20 protein-coding genes are annotated in these 23,916 nt (G+C 57.0%); 10 read left to right on the top strand and 10 right to left on the bottom strand.

Annotation, left to right across the window (positions count from 1 at the left end):
* Positions 1–21: 21 nt before the first annotated feature.
* A complete protein-coding gene (locus ABLV17_RS21885) occupies positions 22–2,799 on the bottom strand; it encodes a flavocytochrome c (RefSeq protein WP_308958784.1) in 2,778 nt (925 codons plus the stop codon).
* 639 nt (positions 2,800–3,438) lie between these two features.
* On the opposite strand from ABLV17_RS21885, the gene ABLV17_RS21880 reads away from it, so the two are divergent.
* The 3 genes from ABLV17_RS21880 (at position 3,439) to ABLV17_RS21870 (ending at position 8,418) form a co-directional block, all read left to right on the top strand.
* Positions 3,439–4,944 (top strand): anion permease, encoded by a 1,506-nt coding sequence (locus tag ABLV17_RS21880; protein WP_032707943.1) that lies wholly within the window; start codon positions 3,439–3,441, stop codon positions 4,942–4,944.
* A gap of 55 nt (positions 4,945–4,999) precedes the next feature.
* Entirely contained in the window at positions 5,000–6,652 is a 1,653-nt protein-coding gene (gene fumA / locus ABLV17_RS21875) for a class I fumarate hydratase FumA (protein ID WP_348854613.1), read from the top strand.
* Between the two features lie 149 nt (positions 6,653–6,801).
* A complete protein-coding gene (locus ABLV17_RS21870) occupies positions 6,802–8,418 on the top strand; it encodes a mechanosensitive ion channel domain-containing protein (protein ID WP_308958785.1) in 1,617 nt (538 codons plus the stop codon).
* A 154-nt stretch (positions 8,419–8,572) separates the two neighbouring features.
* On the opposite strand, the gene pcaC is transcribed toward ABLV17_RS21870, so the two are convergent.
* Genes pcaC through ABLV17_RS21840 form a run of 6 tightly spaced genes read right to left on the bottom strand, consistent with a single transcriptional unit; the run spans position 8,573 to position 13,637 of the window.
* Positions 8,573–8,962 carry a 4-carboxymuconolactone decarboxylase gene (gene pcaC, locus ABLV17_RS21865; protein WP_308958786.1) on the bottom strand — a complete coding sequence of 130 codons (390 nt, stop codon included), beginning with the start codon at positions 8,960–8,962 and terminating at the stop codon, positions 8,573–8,575.
* Positions 8,952–9,719, bottom strand: a complete 768-nt coding sequence (pcaD, locus tag ABLV17_RS21860; protein WP_308958788.1) for a 3-oxoadipate enol-lactonase — start codon at positions 9,717–9,719, stop codon at positions 8,952–8,954. The genes pcaC and pcaD overlap by 11 nt, the downstream gene beginning before the upstream one ends.
* The gene (locus ABLV17_RS21855; RefSeq protein WP_113374696.1) at positions 9,709–11,061 is read right to left on the bottom strand and encodes a 3-carboxy-cis,cis-muconate cycloisomerase; all 1,353 of its coding nucleotides are present in this window, start codon (positions 11,059–11,061) and stop codon (positions 9,709–9,711) included. Before ABLV17_RS21855 ends, pcaD begins: the two co-directional genes overlap by 11 nt.
* A 9-nt stretch (positions 11,062–11,070) precedes the next feature.
* On the bottom strand, positions 11,071–12,273 hold the full coding sequence (pcaF, locus tag ABLV17_RS21850; protein ID WP_020078965.1) for a 3-oxoadipyl-CoA thiolase: 1,203 nt from the start codon (positions 12,271–12,273) through the stop codon (positions 11,071–11,073).
* Between the two features lie 10 nt (positions 12,274–12,283).
* A complete protein-coding gene (locus ABLV17_RS21845) occupies positions 12,284–12,940 on the bottom strand; it encodes a 3-oxoacid CoA-transferase subunit B (protein WP_087858510.1) in 657 nt (218 codons plus the stop codon).
* 10 nt (positions 12,941–12,950) lie between these two features.
* Positions 12,951–13,637, bottom strand: a complete 687-nt coding sequence (locus ABLV17_RS21840) for a 3-oxoacid CoA-transferase subunit A (RefSeq protein WP_032707939.1) — start codon at positions 13,635–13,637, stop codon at positions 12,951–12,953.
* A gap of 167 nt (positions 13,638–13,804) precedes the next feature.
* Here ABLV17_RS21840 and ABLV17_RS21835 point away from each other — a divergent pair, with 167 nt between their 5' ends.
* Complete coding sequence (locus ABLV17_RS21835; protein WP_015366809.1) at positions 13,805–14,611, top strand: IclR family transcriptional regulator C-terminal domain-containing protein; 807 nt, start codon at positions 13,805–13,807, stop codon at positions 14,609–14,611.
* On the opposite strand, the gene smrA is transcribed toward ABLV17_RS21835, so the two are convergent.
* Positions 14,608–15,171 carry a DNA endonuclease SmrA gene (gene smrA / locus ABLV17_RS21830; RefSeq protein WP_087858509.1) on the bottom strand — a complete coding sequence of 188 codons (564 nt, stop codon included), beginning with the start codon at positions 15,169–15,171 and terminating at the stop codon, positions 14,608–14,610. The genes ABLV17_RS21835 and smrA overlap by 4 nt on opposite strands.
* Before the next feature lie 102 nt (positions 15,172–15,273).
* Positions 15,274–16,182, bottom strand: coding sequence for a LysR family transcriptional regulator (locus ABLV17_RS21825; protein ID WP_087858508.1), 909 nt, complete (start codon positions 16,180–16,182; stop codon positions 15,274–15,276).
* 166 nt (positions 16,183–16,348) lie between these two features.
* On the opposite strand from ABLV17_RS21825, the gene ABLV17_RS21820 reads away from it, so the two are divergent.
* From ABLV17_RS21820 to abgT, 3 genes are all read left to right on the top strand, one after another.
* Positions 16,349–17,659, top strand: coding sequence for a M20 family metallo-hydrolase (locus ABLV17_RS21820; RefSeq protein ID WP_348854610.1), 1,311 nt, complete (start codon positions 16,349–16,351; stop codon positions 17,657–17,659).
* Positions 17,659–19,104, top strand: coding sequence for a M20 family metallopeptidase (locus ABLV17_RS21815; protein WP_308958942.1), 1,446 nt, complete (start codon positions 17,659–17,661; stop codon positions 19,102–19,104). The genes ABLV17_RS21820 and ABLV17_RS21815 overlap by 1 nt, the downstream gene beginning before the upstream one ends.
* Positions 19,105–19,219: 115 nt before the next feature.
* The gene (gene abgT, locus ABLV17_RS21810; RefSeq protein ID WP_113374691.1) at positions 19,220–20,746 is read left to right on the top strand and encodes a p-aminobenzoyl-glutamate transporter; all 1,527 of its coding nucleotides are present in this window, start codon (positions 19,220–19,222) and stop codon (positions 20,744–20,746) included.
* Between the two features lie 32 nt (positions 20,747–20,778).
* Here the strand turns inward: abgT and ABLV17_RS21805 are convergent, their stop codons facing one another.
* Positions 20,779–20,898, bottom strand: a complete 120-nt coding sequence (locus ABLV17_RS21805) for a phosphatidate cytidylyltransferase (RefSeq protein ID WP_087858541.1) — start codon at positions 20,896–20,898, stop codon at positions 20,779–20,781.
* A gap of 452 nt (positions 20,899–21,350) precedes the next feature.
* On the opposite strand from ABLV17_RS21805, the gene ogt reads away from it, so the two are divergent.
* The 3 genes from ogt (at position 21,351) to uspE (ending at position 23,915) form a co-directional block, all read left to right on the top strand.
* Positions 21,351–21,866: a methylated-DNA--[protein]-cysteine S-methyltransferase gene (gene ogt / locus ABLV17_RS21800; protein WP_308958943.1), complete on the top strand. Its 516-nt coding sequence runs from the start codon at positions 21,351–21,353 to the stop codon at positions 21,864–21,866.
* A 194-nt stretch (positions 21,867–22,060) separates the two neighbouring features.
* The gene (fnr, locus tag ABLV17_RS21795; protein WP_004862555.1) at positions 22,061–22,813 is read left to right on the top strand and encodes a fumarate/nitrate reduction transcriptional regulator Fnr; all 753 of its coding nucleotides are present in this window, start codon (positions 22,061–22,063) and stop codon (positions 22,811–22,813) included.
* Between the two features lie 151 nt (positions 22,814–22,964).
* Positions 22,965–23,915 carry a universal stress protein UspE gene (gene uspE / locus ABLV17_RS21790; RefSeq protein WP_045392393.1) on the top strand — a complete coding sequence of 317 codons (951 nt, stop codon included), beginning with the start codon at positions 22,965–22,967 and terminating at the stop codon, positions 23,913–23,915.
* The last annotated feature ends 1 nt before the right edge of the window (position 23,916 follow it).

The following is a 23,916-nucleotide window of genomic DNA, read 5'->3' as shown; positions in this document are numbered from 1 at the left end:
CCCGGCATCAGCATTTACCTATTATCCTCTGGCACGTTTCGCCGCCTGATGGCCCGCGAGGGTACCGAAGATGATGATATCCGCGACCGCGTTACCGCCGATGCGGTTACCGCCATGGATACCGCCAACCACTTCACCCGCGGCGTAGGCGCCGCGAATCGGCTGCTGCGCCACATTCAGCACTTCGCCATCGGTATTAATGGTCACGCCGCCCATAGTGTGGTGCACCCCTGGGGCAATACGAATGGCGTGGAACGGGCCTTCGTTAATCGGCGCGCGCAGCGCGGTTGTGCGGCCAAACGCTTCATCGTGCTGTTTTTCCACCGCGCCGTTGTAGCATTCCAGGGTAGCGAGGAACGCATGGTAATCCATCCCCAGTTTCTCCGCCAGTTCACGCGGCGAGCTGGCGCTGGTGACGAAGCCTTTGGCGATATACTCGTCGGCGGCTTTGTTTTTCGCCCGCACATGCTCGTCGAAGACGATGTAAGCATAGTGTTCCGGCAGCGCGATAATCGCCGCAGACACTTTATCGCGGGTCTCCATCTCGTTGAAGAAGCGGTTCCCCTGCTGGTTAACGAGAATAGCGCCGCCGCCGCGAATCGATTCAGAAATCAGGTACGAGGTCTGCTGCTCGACGGTCGGGTGAATTTGAATTTCACCCATGTCCACGGTGCCGGCGCCAATACGTTCCAGCAGCGCGATACCGCTACCGGTCGCCCCTTTATGGTTGGTGGTCACGAAGCCTTCGAGGTCAGGACGATATTTCACCACCATCGCGCTGTTGGCGCTGAAGCCGCCGGTCGCCACGATGATACTTTTGGTCTGCACGTCGATGATCTCTTGTTCATCGTTGATAAGACGCACGCCGCTCACCTCACCGTGGCGCATCAGGATCTCTTCTACCGAGGTATCCAGCAGCACATCGATACCGCGTTTGGTGATATTACGCACCAGACCGCTAATCAGGTAGCCGCCAACCGCCGATCCGTCGCGCGGACGGTGGGTACGGTCGATACTCATCCCGCCGGTGGTGGTGATATCGTTAAGCATAATCCCACGGTCCGCCAGCCATTCAATGGCTTGCGGCGCGTTTTCAACGAAACGGCGCAGCAGCTGCGGGTTGTTTTTGTTGTGGCCGCCCTTCAGGGTTTCCTGATAGAACAACTCTTTACTGTCCTGAATACCTTTGACGCGCTGGAAGCGGGTTTCCGCGGCGTTCATCCCGGCGGAAGCTTTGATGGTGTTGCCGCCAATAGTCGGCATTTTTTCGACGATCAGCACGCTGGCGCCTTCGTCGTGGGCCTGAATCGCCGCGGCCAGACCGGCGCCGCCGCTCCCCACCACCACAACGTCATAGCTTTTCGGCGCGGCATCGTTGCCGCCCTCTTCCGCGGCCAGCGCTTTGCTGGATTTCAGCATCGCTTTGGACACCGCTTTTTTCACCGCTTCGCTCTGGCTGGTCGCGCCGGAGATAGCATCGACGTGCGGCGTGTTGGCGGTCAGAATACGTTCGCGGATCTCTTCGAAGCTGGTGGTAAATTCAACGCTCTGTACTGGGCTTGCGGCCAGCTCGATATCCGCAATGCGATCGTTTTCGAGGCTGACGTTAATGACCAGTTCGTTGGCATCGTCCTGAACGGTTTCGACAAACATCCCCGGTTTAAATTTCGCGTCGCCCATGCTCATGTCGCGGATCATCGCTTCGACCAGCGAGAAACGCCACAGCGGTTCCGGAATATGCAGCGCCTCGCGCTGGGTGCTGTCGATAAAGAGTTCCAGCTCTTCGCCGGCGGCGATACGTGAAGCCCAGTCCGGATAGGCGATGCAGGCGCGGCCGACGGCCATCAGGTCATAACCGTGATCGAGGCCCTGTTCGGCGTCGGCTGCGTTAACTACCCCGCCGACGCCCATCACCGGCACCTGCGCCAGCGTTTCAGAACGCATGGCGCAGTATTTTTCAATCAGCGGCGTCGGATCGCTGGTATCAACGATAGACGGGCGCAGCGTCGCGCCAACCGAGAAATGCAGATAATCGACGCCGCGGGCGGCCAGTTTTTCCAGCAGATACATGGTGTCGTCGAAGCGGATCCCCGGGACTTCCATCTCTTCCGGCGAGAAGCGATAGCCGATAATAAAGGCATCGTCAGCGTACTGACGGGCCATTTTATGCGTGATGTCCAGTACCGCCAGCGGGAATCTGGCGCGGTTGTCACGGCTGCCGCCCCACTCATCGTCACGCTGGTTGGAGTTCGGCGAATAGAACTGTTGAATAAGATAGGTGTTGGCGCCGTGGATTTCGACGCCGTCGAAACCGGCAAGAATCGCGCGACGCACGCCGTCGCCAAATTTGGCGATCATGCCTTCGACTTCTTCACCACTGAGGGCGCGCGGCATGGCGGCGCCGTCGCGCGGCGCGGCAATGGCGCTCGGCGCCACCGGCTGGCGACCGCCAATCAACTGTGGGTCAACCATGCGGCCGCCATGGTAAATCTGCAGAATCGCTTTTGAGCCTTTCGCTTTTATCGCTTCGGCGATTTTTGCCAGCCCGGCGATTTTTTCATCGTTATCAATGCCAATAGCGCCCGGGAAGGCCAGACCATAATCATCAATAAAGCAGCATTCAACGATGATAGTCCCGATGCTGCCGGCGCGGGCGCGATAGTACTCAACGAGCTCGCTGGTGACGGTACCATCGAAATAACCGGTGCAGGTGGTCATTGGCGCCATTAGCAAACGGTTTTTCAGTTCAGTCCCATTCGGTAAAGTAAATGGCTGCAGAATTCGTTCGTTACTGGTCATATTAATACTCCAGATTTTAAATATTGAAATTCAGAATTGGGTGACGGAAATTTTATTGATTGTTTATTTTCATTCCTGTTGTCATGCCAATAATATAGCGTGTTTTTTAGTTACTAAATTAATTACGTTAGTTAAAAAACTATTTAATACCTGCAATAACAGCAATACCTCCATTGTATTATTAAATTTATATATCGCATTTACATAATACAAATGAATGATAACATTTCGGTCACTTTTGTTAACGCTAGAAAAACACGCAAAACAAAAATAAAACACGAAATTTCAATAACTTAAATAATTAATTGCTTTAGCCATTTATTATTTTTTAAGCGTTCCCTTAACAATTGACGTTTCTTGCGGATAATAACCACATCATCATATGTGGTTATTGCCAAACGAAAAAAAAGATCCAGATCACCTGTTTTTTTTGATCTCGATCAATTGCAATGCAACGTGAAAGCGCAATATATAAATACCCAATGAATTTAATTTAACGCCGCGAAAAACGCGTTAAATAACCGTTTAAGCAATAAGCAATCTCGACCATTAATAATTAAAGAAACTTTCGCAACTAAAAAAATCGAGCGTTGTAAGCGAAGACGGAACCGTATTTTCAACTACTAGCAGATACTCATTATGAAAGAGAAAAAGACAACCATACCGCCTGCCGGTGCCGCGTCTAACGCGGCGTATAAACGTCTGATCATGATGGCGTTGCCCATTATCGTCGCCGTACTGCTGCTGTTCGTCCCGGTGCCTGACGGCTTACCACCTTTCGCCTGGCACTATTTTGCTATCTTCGTCGGCGTCATCGTCGGCCTTATCTTCGAACCGCTGCCGGGCGCCGTTATCGGTATCACCGGGGTGGTGGTGATTGCTTTATGTAGCCAGTGGCTGCTGTTCAGCCCGGAACAGATGGCGGCGCCAAGCTTTAAGCTGGCCGGCGCGTCATTTAAATGGGCGGTGAGCGGCTTTGGCAACTCTACCGTGTGGCTTATCTTCGGCGCGTTCATGTTCGCCGCGGGCTATGACAAAACCCAGTTCGGCCGCCGTCTGGCGCTGATTCTGGTAAAATATCTTGGCCGCCGCAGCCTGACGCTGGGCTACGCCATTACCTTCGCTGACCTGCTGCTGGCGCCGTTTACCCCGTCCAACACCGCACGTAGCGGCGGGACCATCTACCCGATTATTGCTAACCTGCCGCCGCTGTACGGTTCTAAACCTAACGATCCGAGCGCACGCCGTATTGGCTCTTATCTGATGTGGGTCGCCATTACCGCCGCCTGTATCACCAGTTCCATGTTCCTGTCGGCGCTGGCGCCGAACCTGCTGGCGCTGGCGCTGGTAAAAAGCATCGTCGGTATCAACATCTCCTGGGGTACCTGGTTTATCGCCTTCCTGCCGCTCGGTATCCTGTTGATTCTGGCCATGCCGCTGCTGGCGTACTGGTTCTATCCGCCAGAAGTTAAAATCAATAACGAAGTACCGCTGTGGGCCGCTCGTGAACTGGAGAAACTGGGCAAACTGTCGCGCAATGAAATCCTGCTGCTGGTGTTTGTTTGCTTCGCGCTGATGATGTGGATCTTCGCCGCCGACTGGATTGAACCGGCGCTGGCTGCTCTGCTGGTTATCGTGCTGATGCTGTGGACCGGCGTGCTGTCCTGGAGCGATATCACCAATAACAAAGCGGCATGGAATACCTTTGTCTGGTTCGCCACGCTGGTCGCGCTGGCTGACGGTCTTTCCTCCACAGGCTTCATCGCCTGGCTGGGTAAAGAAGGCGGCGCGCTGATGAGCGGTATTTCTCCGGGCGTTGCGACCATCGTCCTGCTGCTGGCGTTCTATCTGCTGCACTACCTGTTCGCCAGTACCACCGCGCACACTACCGCGCTGCTGCCGGCCATGCTGACCATCGCTTCGACTATCCCGGGAATGAATATGGAAGTCTTCGTCCTGCTGATGGTGACCTCGCTGGGCGTGATGGGCATCATCACTCCGTACGGTACCGGCCCGAGCCCGATTTACTACGGCAGCGGCTATCTGCCGACCAAAGATTACTGGCGCCTCGGCACCATCTTCGGCGCCATCTTCCTGGCCGCCCTGCTGCTGATTGGCTATCCGTGGATGTCCATGATGTTCTGATTCATAACCGCCGGGTCTTCCCCCGGCGGTTTTTATCTTTATGGAGTATGTGAATATGTCGACGAAACCCTTTGTTTATCAAGACCCGTTCCCGATGGCGCATGACGATACCGAATACTATTTGCTCAGCAAAGAGCACGTCTCCGTCGCCGAATTCGATGGTCAGGAAGTATTGAAAGTTGAACCACAGGCGTTAACCCTGCTGGCGCAGCAGGCCTTCCACGATGCCGCTTTCATGCTGCGCGTCTCACATCAGCAGCAGGTCGCGGCCATCCTGCTCGACCCGCAGGCCAGCGAAAACGACAAATACGTCGCGCTGCAATTCCTGCGTAATTCCGAAATCGCCGCCAAAGGCGTGCTGCCAACCTGCCAGGATACCGGCACCGCCATCATCATGGGTAAAAAAGGCCAGCGCGTATGGACCGGCGGCGGCGATGAAGCCGCGCTGGCGCAGGGCGTCTATAACACCTATACGGAAGACAACCTGCGTTACTCGCAGAATGCGCCGCTGGATATGTATAAAGAGGTCAACACCGGCACCAACCTGCCGGCGCAGATCGATCTCTACAGCGTCGATGGCGACGAATATAAATTCCTGTGTATGGCGAAAGGCGGCGGTTCCGCCAACAAAACCTATCTGTACCAGGAAACCAAAGCGTTAATCACCCCGGCGAAGCTGAAAAACTACCTCGTCGAAACGATGCGTACCCTTGGTACCGCGGCCTGCCCGCCCTACCACATCGCCTTTGTGATTGGCGGCACCTCGGCGGAAGCGACGCTGAAGACCGTTAAGCTGGCTTCCGCCCGCTACTATGACGACCTGCCGACCGCGGGCAACGAGCACGGTCAGGCGTTCCGCGATGTGCAACTGGAGCAAGAGCTGCTGCAAGAAGCGCAAAACCTCGGTCTCGGCGCGCAGTTCGGCGGGAAATATTTCGCCCACGATATCCGCGTCATCCGTCTGCCGCGCCACGGTGCTTCGTGCCCGATCGGCATGGGCGTCTCCTGCTCCGCCGACCGCAATATCAAAGCTAAAATCAACCGCGACGGCATCTGGATTGAAAAACTGGAAAGCAACCCGGGGAAATACATTCCTGAACACCTGCGCCAGCAGGGCGAAGGCAATGTGGTTAGTATCAACCTGAACCAGCCGATGAGCGAGATCCTCACGCAGCTGTCGGCGCACCCGGTCTCCACGCGTCTAAGCCTTAACGGCACCATTATCGTGGCCCGCGACATTGCCCACGCTAAGCTGAAGGAACTTATCGATAACGGCGAAGCGCTGCCGCAGTACGTGAAAGATCACCCGATCTACTATGCCGGCCCGGCCAAAACGCCGGCCGGTTATGCCTCCGGTTCCCTCGGTCCGACCACCGCGGGACGTATGGATTCTTATGTCGATCTGCTGCAATCGCACGGCGCCAGCATGGTGATGCTGGCCAAAGGCAACCGCAGCCAGCAGGTGACCGATGCCTGTCATAAACACGGGGGATTCTACCTCGGCAGTATTGGCGGCCCGGCGGCAGTCCTCGCGCAACAGAGCATTAAGAGCCTCGAGTGCGTGGCCTATCCGGAACTGGGTATGGAAGCTATCTGGAAAATCGAAGTCGAAGATTTCCCGGCCTTTATTCTCGTTGATGATAAAGGTAACGATTTCTTCCAACAGATCCAAAATCAGCAGTGCGCCGGTTGTAAACAACACGGCTAATTCCCTCCCCGCCCGGCGGCTCATCGTCGGGCGTATTCTCCCCCTTTATTCTTGAATTCATCCGACGCTGAACTATGCTCAATCCAGCAGCCGCTCAGAGTTTGACCAGCTGAAAAATAACAATAATTCCCCCTTTTCCGGTGTCGCATATGAACAGGATCCAGGCGTTATTAACGGCGTGTTTTCTGCTATGGCTGGCCTTTCCGCTTTCGGCGGCAGAACCTCGTCAGCAGCCCACCGCTCGCGAGCAGGCGCGAACCGTCGCGATTTTCCATCAACCGATCGTCATGCTACAGGCGACATTCGGTCAGACCACGCCGGAAGAACGGGTTCTGCGCATCCGCAATACGCTACGCGCCTTCACCGAGGCCGATATCAGCCAGCCGCTGCAGGTGGTGCCAGTCACCCGCTACAACCAGCCGGGGCGGCTGTTTCTGATGAATGGCAAACCTATTATGTTGCTAAGCCAGGCCGACCTTGATGAAGGCGACGATCTTACCCTCGATCAGGCGGCGCAGCGCGTTCTTGCCCGTATGGAAGCGCAACGGACGTCGCTGCGTGAACAGTACAATACCCGCTATCTGCTGCTGGCGGCGCTAAAATCCGCCGCCGGCGCGTTGCTCCTCGCCCTGGCTGGTTATCTCGCGTTCCGTTCGTGGCGTCGAGTACGGCGCTTTTTCCATCTGCGGATCCTCGAAAAACGCAGCATGATCCCACATAACTGGCGGCGTTTTCTCGGCAACATTGAAAGCCGGTTATACGCGATGCTGGTCCTACTGCTTGGGGTACTGGCGGGTTATGTCTGGCTGAGTTGGGTATTCAGCCTGTTTCCGTGGACCCGGGTATGGGGAGAATCGCTCGGTGAGTGGTCGGTAGGGGTAATTCGTGATATTTCGCTGTCCATCGTGTCGGCGCTGCCGGGATTGATGATCGTACTGCTTATCTTTCTGATTACGTGGTTTATCATCCGCCTGCTGAAGGTGGTGTTGGATCAGGTCGCCGCCGGGCGTCTGCAGATCCCCGGCCTGCATCCGGAAACCGTCGGCGCCACGCGAAAGCTTATCGCCGTGGTTATCTGGCTCTTTGCGCTCTCCGCCGCCTATCCTTTCCTGCCAGGGGCAAACTCTCTGGCCTTCAAGGGGATTAGCGTGTTCTTCGGTCTGATGTTGACGCTGGGCTCAGCGGGGGTGATGAATCACGCCATGAGCGGACTGGTGCTGATTTATACCCGCGCGCTGCATAAAGGCGACTGGATCCGCATCGCCGATAACGAAGGCCAGGTCAGCGAGATCGGCATGCTGGCGACCAAAATCCTGACCCGCGAGAACTATATTGTCACCCTGCCGAACGCGGTGGTGGTCAGCGGTAAAATAACCAATCTCAGCGCCAATGACCCGCAACAGGGAATCAACCTCACCACCGGCGTGACCATTGGTTACGACACGCCGTGGCGGCAGGTACAGGCGATGCTGGAACTGGCGGCCCACCGCGCCCAGGGAGTGGATCATCAGGTGGCGCCGGTGGTTCGCAAACTGGGATTGCTCGACTGGTATACGTCGTATGAACTGCAGGTGCGGCTGTTGCCGGAAACGACGCTGCCGGAGGGGCGCAACGCGCTGCACAGCAGCATTATCGATGTGTTTAACGAATTTGGCGTGCAGATTATGTCGCCCAATTTTGTCATGCAACCGAAAGGCGCGGTGGTGGTCGCCAAAGAGGATTGGTATACCGCCCCGGCCGTCGCGCCGCAGGAGCGCGACAGGTAACATCATCCCACGCCGACGCAGCTTCATCAGGTAATGCCGGATGGCGCTGCGCTTATCCGGCCTACAACTCAAAATCCCCGGTGGCGCTACCGCTTACCGGGGCTACAGCGCTGTGCGATTTAGTAGCCCGTACAAGGCGCAATGCGCCGCCCCGCTACTCCTGCGCGGCGTCGATTTCGGCAAACACCTGCTGCGCCAGATGCAACGTGGCGTTCGCCGCCGGTAAACCGCAGTACAGCGCCGAATGCATAATCAACTCTTTCAGCTCATCACGGGTCACGCCATTATTAAAGGCGGCGCGCAGATGCATCTTAAGTTCCGCCTCGCGGTTCAGCGCAATCAGCATGGCGATGGTGATCATGCTGCGGGTATGGTGATCGAGACCCGGACGGGTCCAGGTTTCTCCCCAGGCGTAACGGGTGATGAAATCCTGAAACTCCTCGTTCAGCGGCGTCAGATTCTGCAGAGTACGGTCAACGTGAGCATCGCCTAATACCTTGCGGCGAACCTCCATTCCCTGCTGATAACGTTGTTTATCTTCCATTTTGCTCCCCCAGCAAAAAGCCGTTCAGCGCGGCGTTAAAGGCGGCTGGCGCTTCGATATTCGACAGATGCGACGCGCTCAGCACCACCACCTGGGAATCGGCAATCTGCTGATGCAGGAAGTTAGCGTCGGCGACAGTCGTGACAGGGTCACTTTCCCCGGCAATAATCAGCACCGGAATCGAAATTTGCCCGACCTCCCCCCGCAGGTCTGCCGCCGCCAGCGCTTCGCAGCAGGCGGCGTAGCCTTCAGCGTCGCTATGGGTCAGTTGGTGACATAACGCCTCGACCACCTCCGGCGCGCGCTGGCGGAAATTATCACTAAACCAGCGGTCCGCCGCTCCCGCGGCAACCACATCCATCCCTTCCTGACGCACCGCGCGGGCGCGGGAAAGCCAGCCCGACTGATCGCCGATCCGCGCCGCGGTATTAGCCACCGCCACCGCGTAAAAACGTTCCGGCGCAAAGCGCGCCAGCCATAATCCCGTCAGCCCGCCCATCGAAATACCGCAAAACAGCGCCTTACCGATATTAAGGTGATCGAGCAGCGCAAGTACGTCTTCGCCCAGTTGCGCCAGGGTCACCTTGCCGTTTTTCGTCGTTTTACCATGGCCATGGGTGTCATAACGCAGTACGCGAAAATTCGCCGTCAGGGCCTCCATTTGCGGTTGCCACATGGCGCGCGTGGTGCCAAGCGAGTTCGACAGCACGATAACCGGCGCGCCTTCCGGCCCGTCGAGTTGATAATCAAGATTCATGATGTTGCTCCTGATAACGCGCCAGTACCTGGCGCACAAAGCGTTCGGCGCTACCGGTGGCCGTTTCCGGATCCAGTAGCGAGTTTAAACGTTCGCGGGAGAGATACTGATTGACCTGCGGGTCAGCCGCCAGCAGATCGACAAGTAAACCGTGACTGTCCAGAGCCTGGCGGCACAGCGCTTCTACACGATGATGCGCCTCGGCTTTGCCGATAAACTCCGCCAGCGCCAAGGTCACCGCTTCCGCCATAATCAGCCCGTGGGTAATATCAAGGTCGGCACGCATCTTATGCACGAAAACCTGCATCTCGCGCACCAGCATGTCGGTTTGCGCCAGCGCCCCGCCCACCAGCATGATCAGTTCCGGTAGCGTTTCCCATTCGGCCTGCCAGCCGCCGAGCGCGCGCTCATGCTGTTGGATTTGACCGGCGTAAAGGGTGGCGACCAGCCCCGGCGTGCGCTGCGCTGCGGTTAAAATCGCCGCGCAGGAGACCGGGTTACGTTTGTGCGGCATGGTCGAGGAGCCCCCGCGCCCTTCCGCCAGCGGTTCGCCGACTTCAGCGACCTCGGTTTGCATCAGCAGCGAAAAATCATTGGCGAATTTTCCCAAGGTACCGCAAACGCCAGCGAACCAGGCGCCGACCTCGAGGAAACGGTCACGCTGGCTATGCCATGGCGTATCCGGCAATTGTAGGTCAAGGGTTTGCGCCAATGCCTGCGCCACCTGCGGCGCCTGCTGTTTCAATGAATCAAGCGTGCCCGCCGCGCCGCCAAACTGCAGCGCCAGCACCCGTGGGCGCATCTCAATCAACCGCTGCTGCCAGCGCAACAGCGCATCCAGCGTCCCCGCCAGTTTAAGGCCAAAGGTGACCGGTAGCGCATGTTGCATCCAGGTGCGTCCCGGCATCACCGTATGTTGATAGCGCTGGGCCTGTTCGGCAAGCGCGTCAATCAGGCTTTGTAGCAGGCTATCCGTCGCCGCTAGCGCGCCGCGCAGTTGCAGAACAAAGCCGGTATCGATAGCGTCCTGGCTGGTGGCGCCCCAATGGACATAGCGCGCGGCGTCCGGATCCTGTGCTTTCACCCGCGCGGTCAGCTGTTTGACCAGCGGAATAGCCAGATTGCCGGCGCTGGCCGCAGCCTGTCCAAGCGCGTCGAAATCAATAAGCGCATGCCGGCAGGCGTTGACTATCGGCAAGACTGCCGCCTGCGGCACCAGCCCGCAGTCGGCCTGCGCCTGCGCCAGCGCGGCTTCGAAATCCAGCATGCCCTGTACCCGCTGCGCATCGCTAAACCAGTCGGTTAGCGGACTGCTGCGCAACATGGGGGTCAACAAACTCATCGCGACTCCTTAAACGCGTTCAATAATCAGCGCAATCCCCTGGCCCACGCCGATACACATGGTGCACAGCGCATAGCGGCCGCCGGTACGCTTCAACTGATAAGCGGCGGTCATCGCCAGACGCCCGCCGGAAGCCCCCAGCGGATGGCCCAACGCGATGGCCCCGCCGTTGGGGTTAACGTGGGCGGCATCATCCGGCAGACCTAAATCACGGGTAACCGCCAGCGCCTGCGCGGCAAAAGCCTCATTCAGTTCGATGACGTCCATCTGCGCCAGCGTCAGCCCGGTTTGCGCCAGCACCTTACGCACCGCCGGCGCCGGGCCGAAGCCCATAATTCGCGGCGCCACCCCCGCCGTCGCCACGCCGACAACTCGCGCCAGCGGCTGTAAATCATTCGCCGACATCGCCTGCTCACTGGCCAACAGCAGCGCGCAGGCGCCGTCATTGACGCCGGAGGCGTTACCGGCGGTAACGCTGCCGTCGGCGCGAACCACGCCGCGCAGTTTAGCCAGGGCTTCCAGCGAGGTGCTGCGCGGGTGTTCATCGCGGCTGAAGCGCAGCGGCTCCCCTTTGCGTTGCGGTACCGACACGGCGATCAGTTCATCGGCGAAACGCCCCGCCTCCTGCGCCGCGGCGGTACGCAGCTGGCTACGAAGCGCAAAAGCGTCCTGGTCGGCGCGAGAAATGGCGAACTCATCGGCGACGTTTTCCGCGGTTTCGGGCATCGAGTGCACGCCGTACAGCGCTTTCATCTGTGGGTTAATAAAGCGCCAGCCAATGGTGGTATCTTCCATTTGCATCGAGCGGCTAAAGGCGCTCTCGGCTTTCCCCATCACAAACGGCGCGCGCGACATACTCTCCACCCCACCGGCGATCATCAGTTGAGTTTCGCCGCTTTTAATCGCCCGCGCCGCGACGCCGATCGCATCAAGGCTCGAGCCGCACAGGCGGTTAATCGTGCTGCCGGGAACGCTCTGCGGCAGCCCGGCCAGCAACAACGCCATACGCGCCACGTTACGGTTATCTTCTCCGGCCTGGTTGGCGCAGCCGTAGATAACATCGTCAATTAGCGCCGGATCGAGGCCCGGATTACGCTCCAGCAGCGCTTTCAGCGGCAGCGCCGCCAGATCGTCAGCGCGCATACTCGATAATGCGCCGCCAAAACGGCCAAACGGCGTACGTACCGCATCACAGATAAATGCCTGATTCATCATAGGTTCCTTACGCGCTTTCCGCCAGTTGTTCAAAAGTCAGCGCCACCGGTGTGATGCGCTGTAGCTCTTCAAATGAGAGACCGTTAAAGATTTCACGGACCACCGGGCCGCGGTCGGTAATATCGATGACCGCCAGATCGGTATAGATACGGCTGACACACCCGACGCCGGTTAGCGGGTAGCTGCACTGTTCGACCAGTTTGCATTCGCCATCGCGGGTCAGATGGTCCATCATCACAAACACCTGGCGGGCGCCGATAGCCAAATCCATCGCCCCTCCGACCGCCGGGATCGAATCCGGCGCGCCGGTGCTCCAGTTAGCGAGATCGCCGCTGGCGGAAACCTGATAGGCGCCCAGCACGCAGATATCGAGATGCCCGCCGCGCATCATGGCGAAGGAGTCGCCATGGTGGAAAAAACAGCCTCCCTGCAGCAGAGTGACATACTCTTTACCCGCGTTGATCAGTTCCGGGTCCTCTTCGCCGGACTGCGGCTTCGGCCCCATTCCCAGTAGCCCGTTTTCACTGTGCAGGAACACCTCTTTATCGGCAGGTAGATAGTTGGCGATACGGGTTGGCAGGCCAATACCGAGGTTTACGTAAGCGCCTTCTGGAATATCGCGGGCGACGCGCTGGGCCATTTCGTCACGAGTCAGTTTTTGCATGTTCGGCTCCTCAGGCGCTTTGCGCGACGGACAGATTTTCCAGCGAGAATACGCGCTGGACGAAAATCCCCGGGGTGATGATGTTTTCCGGGTCGAGTTCGCCAAGGGCGACCAGCTGCGAGACTTCAACAATGGTAGTTTTGGCGGCGGTCGCCATAATCGGGCCGAAGTTGCGCGCCGCTTTGCGGTATACCAGGTTGCCCCAGCGGTCGCCCTGATGGGCTTTAATAAGAGCAAAATCGGCTTTAATCGGATACTCAAGCACATAGTGGCGGCCGTCGATTTCCCGGGTTTCTTTGCCTTCCGCCAGCGGCGTGCCGTAGCCGGTCGGGGTAAAGACCGCACCGAGACCCGCTCCAGCGGCCTGGATCCGCGCCGCCAGATTGCCCTGCGGCACCAGTTCCAGCTCAACCTTGCCGCGGCGATAGAGGTCATCGAAAATTTGTGAATCCACCTGACGCGGGAATGAGCAGATCATTTTGCGCACCCGTCCGGCTTTGAGCAGCGCCGCCAGCCCCACTTCGCCATTGCCCGCGTTGTTATTAATAATGGTTAGGTCGCGGGCGCCCTGTTCAATCAGAGCATCAATCAGGTACGTCGGCTGCCCGGCGGGGCCAAATCCGCCAATCATGATGGTCGCGCCGTCGTGGATCCCGGCAATGGCCTCACTCAGCGTCGACACGCTTTTATCAATCATCAGGTCGCTCCTTAACGTGCGGTAATCGCACTTATATGCGTTGTTCGCACAAAATGTGACCCGCTTAACGATGCTGGTCAAGGGCGATAATCGAAATATGGTGCGATAATCGAACATCGTATATCTTTAGCGAAAGAATGTGATCGATGGCAAATACGGAGAACAAAATGGACAAGCATCCAGATGATGTAGTAGCGGGCGACGGCGATCCGTTTAAGGGCGACCCGAACTTTATGGCGTCGCTGGCGCGGGGGCTGGAAGTCATTCAGGCTTTTACCCCGCAGCGCCCGGTGCTGTCGATTTCGCAGATCAGCCAGAAAACCGGCATTCCTCGCGCGGCGGTACGGCGCTGCCTGTATACCTTAAGCAAACTGGGATTCGTCTACGCCGAAGACGGTAAGAATTTCCAGCTGCGTCCACGGATACTTGCCCTTGGTCACGCCTGGCTGGCCTCAACGCCGCTGGCGCGCTCGGCGCAGCCGGTGCTCAAACATCTGAGCGAAATGCTCAATGAGTCCTGCTCAATCGCCACCCTTGATGGCGACGATATCCTGTATATCGCCCGCGCCTCCAGTTCGCGAATTATGACGATCGATCTTGATATCGGCAGCCGCCTGCCGGCGTGGGCGACCTCCATGGGGCGCGTACTGTTAAGCCATCAGCCGGAAGAACGGCTGAACGACATGCTGGGCCGGGTGACGATGATTCGCTACACCCCGCAGACGGTAGATTCGGTGAATAAGCTGCGCGCGGAGCTAAAACGCGTGCATCAGCAGGGATATGCGTTGAACGATCAGGAACTGGAAATGGGGCTGCGTTCGCTGGCGGTACCGCTATATAACCCGCAGGGACAGGTGGAAGCGGCGCTAAACGTCGGGGTTCACGCGGGCCAGATGTCGACCCGCGAAATGCTGGACCGGGTGCTGCCGGAACTACAAAAAGCCGCCCGCGAGCTAACGCTGCTGCTGCGCTAGCGGCTACGTTTGGCGTGCAGCTCCCAGTTCTCCTGTTTGGCTTGCTCTGATTTACGCAGCGCAACGTAGCAGGCGCCGCTGCCGCCGTGGTGCGGTAGCGCGGCGCAAAACGCCTGTACCTCAGGCAGCTCTGGCAGCCAGCGCGCCAGGTAGCTGCGAATAATATTGGCGTGGGCCTGGTCATCACGGCCTTTGCCGTGGATGATAAGTAAATTACGCAGCCCCTCTTTTTGCGCCTGTATCACGAAGGCGAACAGCATTTGCCGGCACTGTTCGACCGGCTGGCGCAGAAGCGACAGGCTTGCCTGCTGACTGTATTTTCCGCGCCGCAGCTTTTCCAGTACCCCGCTTTGTAGCCCTTCCCGTTTGAACTCCAGCGGTACGGCGAGCGGCACAATATCGAGGTAGCCGGTAGTCAGATAATTATCGAGCTGCAGGGTATCGATGCGCTGCGGCGCGCGCGCGGGGCGTTCACGATGCCAGTGCACATCATTATTACGTTTCAGAGGCTGGACATCCTCCATGGCGTCAAGAAACAGGGATTTGTCGTCAAGGTTCATGGTCACTCCTCCAGCGGCTATCGCCTGCTACTATAGCCACCTCGCGCCTGCCCCTCAACGCGTTTAGCCGCCACTGCCGACAAATAGCCCCACGCAGGATATTTAAGGAAACAATTGACGGCTTTGACGACGAAACAGGGTGATTAACGAAGCCGTTAACGGCGTCTGTCGCGTGTCGCGCCGCTGGATCAGGTAGTAGGTTGCCCTGGGCAACGTTTCACGTATGGGGATCATCACCAGTTTATCCGCCATCATCGGATCGTTTCCGAGCTCTACCGGCAGAATGCTGAGGAAATCGCTCTTCACCACCAGACTGATGCACGAAGAGAAGGTTTCACACACGATATCGACCTTGGGCGCCAGCCCGGCCTGGTTAAACATCTCCTGCAGTTGTTTAAAGTAGCTACCGCGCGGCGTTGGCATCGTCCAGTGGTGTTCGAGCAATTCAGTCAGGGAAGTGGCGCGCGCCGCCGGATGTCCGGCGCGGGCGAATACCGCGAACGGTTTCTCAAACAGTTTTTCAAAGCTGAATTCATGATCGTACGGGCCGGGATAGTAGGTGTTGATAGTGAAATCAAGCTCACCCTGCCGCAGTTCATTAATCATCGCCAGGAGTTGCCCTTCCATGATCCGTACCTTCACCAGCGGATGCTGCTGATGAAAGCGGCAAATCACCGATGGCATCAGCGACCGGGCGACGCTGGCGCCGAGACCAATATTAATCTGCCCGGCCTGCTCGCCCTGACGCTGCAGCAGTTCATCCTGCGCCGCCCGAAGCTCTTCAAGGATCAGGCTCGCATGTTGGTAAAAACTTTCGCCGTTTTCCGTCAGCGCCACCCCCTGGCTGCGGCGGACAAACAGTTGGGCGGAAAGCCCTTCTTCCAGCTCTTTAATCGCTTTGGTCAACGCGGGCTGCGAGATAGCAAGCGCCCGGCTGGCGCCGCGAATACTCCCCTCGCGGGCAACCTCAACGAAAGCGCGAATTTGATGAAATTTAATCTGAAATGACATGTTTTAGGTGATAACCATTGCTTATCAGACAGAAGAAAATGACATCTACTGTAATCGATCATGCTGTGGCAGGTTAAGGGTGAGATTGCCTGAAAGGCGTATGTGATAAGCAAAAGCTATCGCTTCGTGAACGCCGTCACACTTTTTTAATATGACAGGAAGGGTTATGCCGCAACTTCATGAATTCATCAGCCAACTGGCGCCGGAAATGACGCAATGGCGTCGTGATTTTCACCTGCACGCGGAGTCCGGCTGGCTGGAATTTCGTACCGCCAGCAAGGTTGCCGGGATCTTAGACGGCCTCGGTTATCAACTGGCGCTGGGGCGCGACGTAATTGATGCCGACAGCCGGATGGGGCTGCCCGACGATGCCACCCTGGAGCAGGCATTCCAGCGCGCCCGCGAACAGGGAGCGCCGGAACGTTGGCTACCAGCTTTTGAAGGCGGATTCGCCGGCGTCGTCGCCACCCTGGACACCGGCCGCCCCGGCCCGACGCTGGCGTTTCGCGTCGATATGGACGCGCTCGATCTTAACGAACAACACGACGATTGCCATCGCCCGCATCGCGCGGGTTTCGCCTCCTGCAACGCCGGGATGATGCACGCCTGCGGCCATGACGGCCATACCGCCATCGGGCTGGGTTTAGCGCATGTGCTACAGCAGTATGCCGATCGGCTCAACGGGATCATCAAGCTGATTTTCCAGCCTGCCGAAGAAGGCACCCGCGGCGCGCGCGCGATGGTGGCGGCAGGCGTGCTCGATAACGTGGACTACTTCACCGCCATTCATATCGGCACCGGCGTTCCCAGTGGCACCGTGGTCTGCGGCGGTGACAACTTTATGGCGACCACCAAATTCGACGTGCAATTCGAGGGCGTCGCGGCACACGCCGGCGGCAAACCGGAAGATGGGCGCAACGCGCTACTGGCCGCCGCGCAGGCCGCCCTCGCCCTGCACGCCATCGCGCCGCACAGCGCCGGCGCCTCGCGGGTTAACGTCGGCGTTATGCAGGCCGGCACCGGGCGCAACGTGGTCCCTTCTTCCGCGCTGATAAAAGTGGAAACCCGCGGCGAGACGGAAGCTATCAACCAGTATGTGTTTGAGCGGGCGCAAAACGTGATTGCCGGCGCCGCAGCGATGTATGAAGCCCGCTATGAACTACGGCTCATGGGCGCGGCGACCTCCAGCGCCCCCTCTCCGGCGTGGGTGCAATACCTGCGTGAGCAGGCAGCACAGGTGCCGGGGGTGGTAGAGGCGGTGGATCATATTGCCGCGCCGGCGGGATCCGAAGATGCCACTTTGATGATGGCGCGCGTACAGGAGCGCGGCGGACTGGCTTCATACATGATTTTCGGTACTGAACTGAGCGCCGGACATCACAATGAGAAATTTGATTTCGACGAAGGCGTGATGACCATCGCGGTCGAGACGCTGGCGCGCATCGCGCTCAACTTTCCCTGGCAGCGAGGTGTGTGATGGAAAAGATCTATCAATTTGTTGATGACATCATTGAATCGCGACGCGACGATTTTTGCGCTATTGCCGATGATATCTGGGATCATCCGGAAACCCGCTTCCAGGAATTCTGGTCCGCCGCGCGGTTGGCCGACGCGCTGGAAGCGGAAGGCTTTCAGCTAAGCCGTCACGCTGGTGGAATCCCCAATGCGTTTATCGCCAGCTTTGGCGAGGGTAAACCGGTTATCGCCCTGCTCGGCGAGTTTGATGCGCTGGCAGGTCTCAGCCAACAGGCGCACAGTGCTGAACCAACATCCGCGACGCCGGGGGAAAACGGCCACGGCTGTGGGCATAATCTACTCGGCACCGCCGCGTTCGCCGCCGCTGTCGCTGCGAAACAGTGGCTGCAGCAGCAAGGCGGCTCGGGCACCCTGCGCTTTTATGGTTGCCCGGGCGAAGAAGGCGGCTCTGGTAAAACCTTTATGGTGCGCGAGGGACTATTCGATGATATCGACGCCGCCCTTACCTGGCATCCGGAAGCCTGGGCCGGGATGTTCAGCACCAGCACGCTGGCCAATATTCAGGCGGCGTGGCGCTTTACCGGAACTGCCGCCCACGCGGCAAACTCACCGCATCTGGGGCGTAGCGCGTTGGACGCCGTCACGCTGATGACCACCGGCAGTAACTTCCTCAATGAGCATATTATCGAGAAGGCGCGTGTGCACTACGCCATTACCGATACCGGCGGCGTGTCGCCCAACGTGGTGCAGGCGCAGGCTGAAGTGCTGTATTTAATTCGCGCTCCGGAAATGGCCGACGTGCAGCAAATCTTCGCCCGCATTGAGAAAATCGCCCAGGGCGCCGCGCTGATGACCGAAACCAGCGTCAGCTGTCGTTTTGAAAAAGCCTGTTCCAGCTATCTCCCCAATCGCACGCTGGAAGCGGCAATGTATCAGGCCGTATGTCATTACGGTACGCCGCAATGGAGTGACGAAGAGCGCGCTTTCGCGGCGGATATTCGCGCCACGCTCGGCGTGAACGATATAAATAACAGCCTGAAGAATATTGCCGGCACCAGCGGTGAAGAAGGAAAAGCGTTTGCCCGCCGCCATCACGACACGGTGTTGATTGATGAAGTCGCGCCGTGGGCGGCGACGGAAAACGTGCTGGCCGGCTCTACCGACGTCGGCGACGTGAGCTGGAAAGCGCCGGTGGCCCAGTGTTTTAGCCCCTGCTTCGCCATCGGTACGCCGCTGCATAGCTGGCAACTGGTGAGCCAGGGAAGAACGTCCATTGCCCATAAAGGGATGCTGCTGGCGGGTAAGATACTGGGAGCGACGGCGATTCGTTTGTTCAGCGACAGGCCGTTGCTTGAAGCAAGCCAGCAGGAACTGGCTCAGGTACTGGCGGTTAGCCCATATCAGTGCCCGATCCCGCGTGACGTCGTACCATCAATTTTAAAATAAGAAAAACTAGCCTCTGGAATAGCGTACAGCGCATGGCAATCGCCAATAAAAACAACAGCTGACAACCCATGAGGCATGCCGCAACCAACACAACAACGACAACTGAGGAACGCCCATGAGTATGTCATCCATACCGTCGCATTCCCCCACCGGTAAGCTGTATGGCTGGGTTGAAAAAATAGGTAATAAGGTTCCGCATCCATTTTTGCTGTTTATCTATCTGATCGTCGCGCTGATGGCCGCCACCGCCATTTTGTCGGCGCTAAACGTCGGCGTGCAGAACCCTACCGACGGTTCGCGAGTGGTGGTAAAGAATCTGCTCAGCGTTGAAGGGCTGCACTGGTTTCTGCCAAACGTGATTAAAAACTTTAGCGGCTTCGCGCCGCTGGGGGCGATTCTGGCGCTGGTGCTCGGCGCTGGTTTTGCCGAACGGGTCGGCCTGCTGCCGTCGCTGATGGTCAAGATGTCATCGCACGTTAGCGCGCGTTACGCCAGTTACATGGTGTTATTTATCGCCTTCTTCAGCCACATCTCTTCCGATGCGGCGCTGGTCATTATGCCGCCGCTGGGGGCGTTAATGTTTCTCGCCGTCGGCCGCCATCCGGTAGCCGGTTTGCTGGCGGCAATCGCCGGCGTGGGCTGCGGGTTTACAGCAAATTTACTTATTGTCACCACCGACGTGTTGCTCTCTGGTATCAGTACCGAAGCGGCGAAAACGCTTGATGCCTCGCTGCATGTTAGCGTTATCGACAACTGGTATTTCATGGCCACCTCAGTCATCGTTCTGACGCTGGTCGGCGGATTAATCACCGATAAACTGGTTGAGCCGCGGTTAGGAAAGTGGCAAGGCCAGAGTGATGAAACGCTGCAGACGCTGACGGCGGAACAGCGGTTCGGGCTGCGTATTGCCGGTATCGCGGCGCTGCTGTTTGTGGCGGTTATCGCGCTGATGGTGGTGCCGGAAAACGGCATCCTGCGCGATCCCATCAAACATACCGTGATGCCCTCGCCCTTTATTAAAGGGATTGTGCCGCTGATTATCTTTTTCTTTTTTGTCGTGTCTTTGGCTTACGGCATCGCTACCGGCAAAATTCGCCGTCAGGCTGACCTGCCGCAGTTAATGATCGAGCCGATGAAGGAGATGGCCGGATTTATCGTGATGGTCTTCCCACTAGCCCAGTTTGTCGCCATGTTTAACTGGAGCAATATGGGTAAATTCATGGCCGTTGGTCTAACCGATGTGCTGGAAAGCGCGGGAATGAATGGCGTGCCGGCGTTTGTCGGCCTGGCGCTGCTGTCGGCGTTTTTGTGTATGTTTATCGCCAGCGGTTCGGCTATCTGGTCGATTCTGGCGCCCATTTTTGTACCAATGTTCATGCTGCTGGGCTTTCACCCGGCGTTTGCGCAGATCCTGTTCCGAATCGCTGACTCTTCCGTGCTGCCGCTCGCGCCGGTATCGCCGTTTGTGCCGCTGTTTCTCGGCTTTTTACAGCGCTACCGGCCCGATGCCAAACTGGGCACCTACTATTCGCTGGTATTACCCTACCCACTCATTTTCTTAGCCGTCTGGCTACTGCTGCTGGTGGGCTGGTACCTGGTAGGGCTACCGATTGGCCCAGGTATTTATCCACGCTTACCCTAACGCAGCGACAGGCCAGGGAGGGCCTGCGGGCGTTAACGCGATGTGCTGCGATGCAGGAACGTTTTATACAGGCTTTCGATGACCACCGACAGCAAATTGATAGCTAACCCACTGATAATCAACACAACAACTCCCGTTAATATGTATTGCATATCGCCACCTTTCTGTTGGTTAAAAAAAACCAGCGCCAAAGCGCTGGAAAAATAATTGACTCAAGGAATGCCTGTATATTTATCTGCGGCGCCGGGTGCCTCCCGGTGGATTAGCCAGTTCACACTAATCCGCGTGCGTATGACAAACTGCATAGGAATTTGAACTGAACGCTTCTCCGCACAGGGAAATTCGCCGCCAGACAAAGGTAGCAAAATGCCCTTCACGGCGCGCCTGGTAGTTAATGCAAAAATAAACATTACTTCACCCCTTCCTTTATTCCTGCAATTTGCGATCGGGCAATGGAATGACTGAATTTAAATGACTGCGATTCGTATTTATAAATTAATAGTACAGGTTTCAATATTTGCTGACCTTTCGGAGGTATAGTTTGCAGGCCGCACGTCATGATATGGTGTGCCCTTGGCGAAATAACCTCGTAGAAGGAAGACCGATGCTGACGCTGCTGCAAGATAAAATCGACACCCCGCTGGGGCCGTTGTGGGTCATTTGCGATGAACAATTTAACCTGCGCGCCGTGGAATGGGATCAGCACCGTGATCGTATGGAGCAACTGCTGGACATCCACTACCGTCACGAGGGTTTTAATCGCGTTGATGCGCGCGATCCGGGCGGGCTGAGCGCGAAGCTGCAGCAATACTTCGACGGCGATCTTGCGATTATCGATACCCTGCCGACCGCAACCGGCGGTACGCCGTTTCAACGCCAGGTGTGGCAAGCGCTGCGTACGATTCCCTGCGGACAAGTCATGCACTACGGTCAGTTAGCCGAGGTTCTTGGCCGTCCAGGCGCAGCACGCGCGGTCGGTGCGGCAAATGGTTCCAATCCGGTCAGCATCGTGGTTCCCTGCCATCGCGTGATTGGCCGTAACGGCACCATGACTGGCTACGCCGGGGGCGTACAGCGAAAAGAGTGGTTATTGCGCCATGAGGGCTATTTGCTGCTTTGACAGATAATGCCTTTTTTGGAAATTACAGGTAACTTTACAATAATTAATCGCCTAATAATTTTCTTATTATCAAAGAGATATGGCGAGTGATATATTTACCCTTCTAATATTACGTCTTTCCGGGTTTCGAGACTTACTTGCTCCTCAAAAAGATGTTAAAATTGACCAATATCAATTAAAGCTTGAGCAGACATATGATCCCGGAAAAGCGAATTATACGACGCATTCAGTCTGGTGGTTGTGCAATCCATTGTCAGGATTGCAGCATTAGCCAGCTCTGCATCCCCTTTACTTTGAACGAACATGAGCTGGATCAGCTTGATAATATCATCGAGCGCAAGAAGCCTATTCAGAAAGGGCAAACCCTGTTCAAAGCGGGTGATGAGCTGAAGTCGCTGTACGCTATCCGTTCAGGGACCATCAAAAGCTACACCATCACCGAACAAGGCGATGAGCAGATTACTGGCTTCCATCTGGCGGGTGATTTGGTCGGTTTTGACGCCATTGGCACCGCCCTGCACCCAAGCTTTGCGCAGGCGCTGGAAACCTCGATGGTATGCGAAATTCCGTTCGAAACGCTGGATGATCTTTCCGGTAAAATGCCGAACCTGCGTCAGCAGATGATGCGCCTGATGAGCGGCGAGATCAAAGGCGATCAGGACATGATCCTGTTGCTTTCCAAAAAGAACGCAGAAGAACGGTTGGCGGCGTTTATCTACAACCTGTCCCGCCGTTTCGCGCAGCGCGGCTTCTCACCACGTGAGTTTCGCCTGACCATGACGCGTGGCGACATCGGCAACTATCTGGGCCTGACGGTAGAAACCATCAGCCGTCTGCTCGGTCGTTTCCAGAAAAGCGGTATGCTGGCGGTGAAAGGGAAATATATCACCATCGAAAACAGCGATCTGCTGGCGCAACTGGCAGGCCAGGCGCGCAACGTCGCCTGATTTATCTCCGCTAGACTTTCTTCTACCTTGTGCCGGATCGACATTTTTTTCTAATTTGTTGATCTGGCCAGGGTCATCCCCTGTTTCAATTCATCCATATAGGTTATCTTTTTAAATACTGACTGTAGCTACAGCTGTAAGGAGACCCTGTATGGCGAAGTATCAGAACATGCTGGTAGTAATCGACCCTAACCAGGACGACCAGCCTGCATTACGGCGCGCGGTGTATCTGCACCAACGGATTGGTGGACGCATCAAAGCCTTTTTGCCGATCTATGATTTTTCCTACGAAATGACCACCCTGCTGTCGCCCGACGAGCGGACGGCGATGCGCCAGGGCGTGATTAGCCAACGCAGCGCCTGGATCCGTGAACAGGCCAAGTTTTATATTGAATCCGGGGTGCCAATCGATATCAAAGTGGTATGGCACAACCGCCCCTTTGAAGCCATCATTCAGGAAATCATCAGCGATAAACACGACCTGCTGCTGAAAATGGCCCATCAGCACGACAAACTCGAAGCAGTCATCTTCACCCCGACCGACTGGCACCTGCTGCGCAAATGTCCATGTCCGGTGTGGATGGTTAAAGATCAGCCCTGGCCGGAAGGCGGTAAAGCGCTGGTGGCGGTTAATCTGGCCAGTGAAGAGAACTATCACAACGCCCTCAATGAAAAACTGGTGCGGGAGACCATCGCCCTCGCCGATCAGGTTAACCATACCGAAGTACATCTGGTTGGCGCCTATCCGGTGACGCCTATCAACATCGCCATTGAATTACCTGATTTTGACCCGAGCATCTATAACGATGCGATTCGCGGCCAGCATCTACTGGCAATGAAAGCGCTGCGCCAGAAATTCAGCATTGATGAAAGCCGCACCCACGTAGAGAAAGGGCTGCCTGAAGAGGTTATCCCTGATTTAGCTGAACACCTGCAGGCCGGGATTGTGGTGCTGGGCACCGTTGGCCGCACCGGCATCTCTGCCGCGTTTCTCGGCAATACCGCGGAACAGGTTATCGACCACCTGCGCTGCGACCTGCTGGTACTGAAACCTGAAGCTTATCAAACTCCAGTTGAACTGGACGATGAAGACGACGACTAAC

This window comes from Klebsiella sp. CN_Kp091 (genome assembly GCF_040065095.1).
Classification (GTDB): domain Bacteria; phylum Pseudomonadota; class Gammaproteobacteria; order Enterobacterales; family Enterobacteriaceae; genus Klebsiella; species Klebsiella aerogenes.
Note: the sequence above shows the minus strand (reverse complement) of the source record. Positions and strands in the feature narration are given on the sequence as shown.

What these genes read in the sequence shown, in the direction of transcription:
- ABLV17_RS21885 (WP_308958784.1), bottom strand. Translation starts at nt 2,799, where the DNA reads ATGACCAGTAACGAACGAATTCTGCAGCCATTTACTTTACCGAATGGG.
- ABLV17_RS21880 (WP_032707943.1), top strand. Translation starts at nt 3,439, where the DNA reads ATGAAAGAGAAAAAGACAACCATACCGCCTGCCGGTGCCGCGTCTAAC.
- fumA (WP_348854613.1), top strand. Translation starts at nt 5,000, where the DNA reads ATGTCGACGAAACCCTTTGTTTATCAAGACCCGTTCCCGATGGCGCAT.
- ABLV17_RS21870 (WP_308958785.1), top strand. Translation starts at nt 6,802, where the DNA reads ATGAACAGGATCCAGGCGTTATTAACGGCGTGTTTTCTGCTATGGCTG.
- pcaC (WP_308958786.1), bottom strand. Translation starts at nt 8,962, where the DNA reads ATGGAAGATAAACAACGTTATCAGCAGGGAATGGAGGTTCGCCGCAAG.
- pcaD (WP_308958788.1), bottom strand. Translation starts at nt 9,719, where the DNA reads ATGAATCTTGATTATCAACTCGACGGGCCGGAAGGCGCGCCGGTTATC.
- ABLV17_RS21855 (WP_113374696.1), bottom strand. Translation starts at nt 11,061, where the DNA reads ATGAGTTTGTTGACCCCCATGTTGCGCAGCAGTCCGCTAACCGACTGG.
- pcaF (WP_020078965.1), bottom strand. Translation starts at nt 12,273, where the DNA reads ATGAATCAGGCATTTATCTGTGATGCGGTACGTACGCCGTTTGGCCGT.
- ABLV17_RS21845 (WP_087858510.1), bottom strand. Translation starts at nt 12,940, where the DNA reads ATGCAAAAACTGACTCGTGACGAAATGGCCCAGCGCGTCGCCCGCGAT.
- ABLV17_RS21840 (WP_032707939.1), bottom strand. Translation starts at nt 13,637, where the DNA reads ATGATTGATAAAAGCGTGTCGACGCTGAGTGAGGCCATTGCCGGGATC.
- ABLV17_RS21835 (WP_015366809.1), top strand. Translation starts at nt 13,805, where the DNA reads ATGGACAAGCATCCAGATGATGTAGTAGCGGGCGACGGCGATCCGTTT.
- smrA (WP_087858509.1), bottom strand. Translation starts at nt 15,171, where the DNA reads ATGAACCTTGACGACAAATCCCTGTTTCTTGACGCCATGGAGGATGTC.
- ABLV17_RS21825 (WP_087858508.1), bottom strand. Translation starts at nt 16,182, where the DNA reads ATGTCATTTCAGATTAAATTTCATCAAATTCGCGCTTTCGTTGAGGTT.
- ABLV17_RS21820 (WP_348854610.1), top strand. Translation starts at nt 16,349, where the DNA reads ATGCCGCAACTTCATGAATTCATCAGCCAACTGGCGCCGGAAATGACG.
- ABLV17_RS21815 (WP_308958942.1), top strand. Translation starts at nt 17,659, where the DNA reads ATGGAAAAGATCTATCAATTTGTTGATGACATCATTGAATCGCGACGC.
- abgT (WP_113374691.1), top strand. Translation starts at nt 19,220, where the DNA reads ATGAGTATGTCATCCATACCGTCGCATTCCCCCACCGGTAAGCTGTAT.
- ABLV17_RS21805 (WP_087858541.1), bottom strand. Translation starts at nt 20,898, where the DNA reads ATGCAATACATATTAACGGGAGTTGTTGTGTTGATTATCAGTGGGTTA.
- ogt (WP_308958943.1), top strand. Translation starts at nt 21,351, where the DNA reads ATGCTGACGCTGCTGCAAGATAAAATCGACACCCCGCTGGGGCCGTTG.
- fnr (WP_004862555.1), top strand. Translation starts at nt 22,061, where the DNA reads ATGATCCCGGAAAAGCGAATTATACGACGCATTCAGTCTGGTGGTTGT.
- uspE (WP_045392393.1), top strand. Translation starts at nt 22,965, where the DNA reads ATGGCGAAGTATCAGAACATGCTGGTAGTAATCGACCCTAACCAGGAC.